The sequence below is a fragment of the Aminobacter sp. P4_D5 genome, from assembly GCF_056401815.1.
This window is the reverse complement of sequence record NZ_JBFUIP010000310.1, coordinates 1-3,392: the sequence shown is the minus strand read 5'-3', so window position 1 is coordinate 3,392 and position 3,392 is coordinate 1. Positions and strand designations below refer to the sequence as shown.

The 3,392-nt window shown below is 59.5% G+C and carries 4 protein-coding genes and 1 pseudogene; 2 read left to right on the top strand and 3 right to left on the bottom strand.

Features of this window, described 5'->3' with window-relative positions; genetic code table 11:
- Positions 1 to 144: 144 nt before the first annotated feature.
- The gene (locus tag AC1DWF_RS31140; RefSeq protein WP_476786480.1) at positions 145 to 615 is read right to left on the bottom strand and encodes a metallophosphoesterase family protein; all 471 of its coding nucleotides are present in this window, start codon (positions 613 to 615) and stop codon (positions 145 to 147) included.
- 286 nt (positions 616 to 901) lie between these two features.
- Here AC1DWF_RS31140 and AC1DWF_RS31135 point away from each other — a divergent pair, with 286 nt between their 5' ends.
- Positions 902 to 2,380 carry a protein adenylyltransferase SelO gene (locus tag AC1DWF_RS31135; RefSeq protein WP_476786479.1) on the top strand — a complete coding sequence of 493 codons (1,479 nt, stop codon included), beginning with the start codon at positions 902 to 904 and terminating at the stop codon, positions 2,378 to 2,380.
- A 327-nt stretch (positions 2,381 to 2,707) separates the two neighbouring features.
- Here the strand turns inward: AC1DWF_RS31135 and AC1DWF_RS31130 are convergent, their stop codons facing one another.
- Complete coding sequence (locus AC1DWF_RS31130) at positions 2,708 to 2,917, bottom strand: aminoglycoside adenylyltransferase domain-containing protein (RefSeq protein ID WP_476842487.1); 210 nt, start codon at positions 2,915 to 2,917, stop codon at positions 2,708 to 2,710.
- A 2-nt stretch (positions 2,918 to 2,919) separates the two neighbouring features.
- On the opposite strand from AC1DWF_RS31130, the pseudogene AC1DWF_RS31125 reads away from it, so the two are divergent.
- A pseudogene (locus tag AC1DWF_RS31125) lies at positions 2,920 to 3,171 on the top strand (ATP-binding cassette domain-containing protein); the annotation flags it as partial.
- Here the strand turns inward: AC1DWF_RS31125 and AC1DWF_RS31120 are convergent.
- On the bottom strand, positions 3,166 to 3,392 hold a 227-nt coding region (locus AC1DWF_RS31120), incomplete at its 5' end, for an IS3 family transposase (protein WP_476842486.1). The pseudogene AC1DWF_RS31125 and the gene AC1DWF_RS31120 sit on opposite strands and share 6 nt — an antisense overlap.

The window sequence follows — 3,392 nt, the reverse complement described above, 5'->3', positions numbered from 1 at the left end:
CATCAGGGCCAGCAGTCTCCTATGGCTGCATCAACAGGCCGGACAGAAGACTGCACCCGACCAACGCGCCAGAACGTCGAATTATCTCTTGCAATGCGGGAGCCATCCACAGAGGACAGTCCCTTGTCAGTCATGCTGACGGCTTCAGTGAAGATCTGAGGCAATCTCGTAAATCTTGGGCTCCCATCGCCCGTGGATGATCTGGACCATTGCCAAGGTGATGGGCAGCCTGAACCTGCGCGGGCCTGCACTGCCCGGGTTGAGATAAATAGCGTCATCGCAGCTCTCGATACTGGCACGATGAGAATGACCAGAAATCAAGAGATTGATGCCCATCATGGCTGGAGCAAACGTCATATCCTTTCGGTCGTGGATCACGAATATCTTCTGCCCGAACAGCGTCACTTGAAGGGTATCTGGAAACATAGACGCCCACGGCTCGACATCGACGTTGCCGCGAATTGCCGAGACTGGCGCAACACGCTCCAATCTCTCGATGATGGTGGGGTTTCCAATGTCGCCCGCATGAACGATGTGGTCGACGCCTTGGAGAAGCGCGACAGCGTCCTCACGCAGAAGGCCGTGAGTATCTGAGATCACACCGAGAGTGTTCATAGAGCCCAGAACTATCAGTCCTCACTGACACTGGCGAGATGCTGATTTCGGAGTCGTTGGTCTGCGCTTGGGGACCCAGAACGAGGACTACGTCGAGGGTACGCATCAGACCTTCGGCCGCTCGCTTCCTTCTGGATATGAAATGGCGCTACGGCGACAACTGACAGCAGCTTCCTGACTGGACGTCCAATCGATTGGGTGCRACCCCAATAGCCCCTCTCAAATTGTTGGTCCGCGACCCGCGGCATCCCTATTTAGCTGTAACCTGAACAAGCCCCGAGATGTCATGCGCAGTCCCCGGTTCCAACACACTTATGCCGCCGACCTCCCCGAACGGCTTTACGCCCGTCCGGATCCATCCTCGGTTTCGACACCGCGTCTGCTTGAACTGAATGAAACACTGGCAACGGAACTAGGCCTGGACATCGGCTGGTTGCGTAGTCCTGACGGTATCGAAATGCTGGCCGGAAACCGCTTCCCTTCTGACGTGCGYCCCATCGCCCAGGCCTATGCGGGGCACCAGTTCGGCAACTTCGTGCCGCAGCTTGGCGACGGTCGTGCCGTCCTCGTCGGAGAGTTGCTCGATACCAGCGGCCAATTGCGCGACGTTCAATTGAAGGGCTCCGGTCCGACCCGATTTTCCCGCAATGGCGATGGGCGCGCTGCGCTCGGACCGATGATGCGCGAGTACATCGCCAGCGAGGCGATGCACGCACTCGGGATCCCAACCACGCGAACCCTATCGCTGGTTGCCACCGGCGAGCACGTCTACCGCGAGACCAGGCTTCCCGGAGCGCTGATAGCGCGCGTCGCCTCCAGCCACATCCGTGTCGGCACGTTCCAGTACCTTGCCGTACGGGAAGACATCGACGGCCTGAGGGCGTTGGCGGACTACGCAATTGCACGGCACTATCCGCATCTCGCCGAAATCCCCCGTTGCTACCTTGGGTTCCTCAATGCCGTTGTAGCAGCGCAGGCGAAGCTGGTGGCGCAGTGGATGCTGGTCGGCTTTATCCATGGCGTCCTCAATACCGACAACGTCGCAATTTCTGGCGAGACGATCGATTATGGTCCATGTGCGTTCATGGACGCCTTTCATCCGGCGACTGTGTTCAGTTCTATCGACCATCAAGGCCGCTACGCGTTTGCAAACCAGCCCCGCATCACTGTCTGGAACCTGGCGCGACTGGCCGAAGCGCTGCTGCCCATTCTGGGAAGCGAAGCAGGCGGAGACGATGAAGGCTTTGAGCAGGCGAAAGCGGTGATCGGATCGTTCCGGGCACGCTACGAGGCTGCGTTTAATGAAGGCATCCGCCACAAGATCGGGCTGTTTACCGAACAGCCGGGCGACCTTGACCTTGCTGCCGGACTGCTTGACCTGATGGCGCGCAACGGGGCGGATTTCACCCTTACATTTCGCGATCTCGCTCATGAGGTCGACGGCGCCGGCCGAGTACGCAACCACTTCATCGACCCTACTGCTTTCGATAGCTGGGCTTCGCGCTGGCGCGAACGGCTGGCTCTCGAGCCGGAGAATGCAGCCGACCGCACTGCTCGGATGCGCACCGTGAACCCGAAGTACATAGCACGCAATCACCGTGTCGAAGCTGCCATCGCCGCCGCCACCGATGAAGGCGATTTTGGCCCTTTCCAGAGCTTGCTCGCCGTCCTGGCGCGCCCGTTCGACGAGCAGCCCGAGATGGAGGAATACGCGCGGCCACCAGCAGACGAAGAGCGCGTCCTGCAGACATTCTGCGGTACGTAATTGCGACTACAGTGCAGGTGCCGAATGAGATGGGTTGCTGTCTGATCGTTTAACCATGCATGGTTCGGCGAGAATGGGGTGGGGGAGAGGAATGGCAGCTATTGCTGTCTGTGGGGCGGAAGCCGTCTCTGGGATCGACGCGCTTTTTTTGCCGGCAGCTATCCCACATCAGAGGCTCGAAACCGGACTGTCTGCTGTTGGCCCCGGAACTGCCTACGGAATCATTTCCGGTAGTGGCGTTAAGGGCAAATGCCGACGGCACTGGGGTGGGAAGGGGAATGACTGGTTTTGCTCCAGCCACACCCAAAGCCAATGTCATAGGCGCTGTCACAAGACAGCRATAATACGCCCTCTCAACTCCTCGACGGCGTGCGATACTTCCTTTYGGCGAAGATGAAGATCGTCTTTCCCATCGCCGAGGTAGGCGTCCCTGGCAAKCGAAAGMGTGCCAGCCGYTTGATCAGACAATTGTGGGCTGGCCCAATCGGCAGCTGCRTTCTTGGAAATGAACTGGTTCGTTGTGAGAGTTCTCCACAACTGTCGGGGCCAGCGGTTCGGGCAAGACCACGCTCTTGCGGGTGCTTGCCGGTCTTGAGGCGGCGGACGGTGGCCGGGTTCTGATCGACGGCGCGGAGGTCGCCGGCGTCGGCACCGATCGCGCGGTGATCTTCCAGGAACCGCGATTGCTGCCTTGGCTCACCGTGCTCGACAATGTCGCCTTTGGCCTGGAGGTGCGCGGCGAGGCACGCAACCGGGCCGAGGAGCGGGCTCGCGACTACATCGCGCTAGTTGTTTAGTCCCGGCATTTGCTGGAGCGGGTCGCGAGAGAACCGTTGTGGCTGGGAAAGCCATGCCTTGCAGATGAATTCGTAGGGCGTGAGGCCTTTGAGGGTCTTGAGCCTGCGGCCGAAGTTGTAGGCCAAGACGAAGTCGGCAAGGTGCTGGCGGAGTTGGTCGTGGCTCTCATAGTAGAAACGCCTAACGGTCGCCTCCTTAATGGTCCGGTTCATCC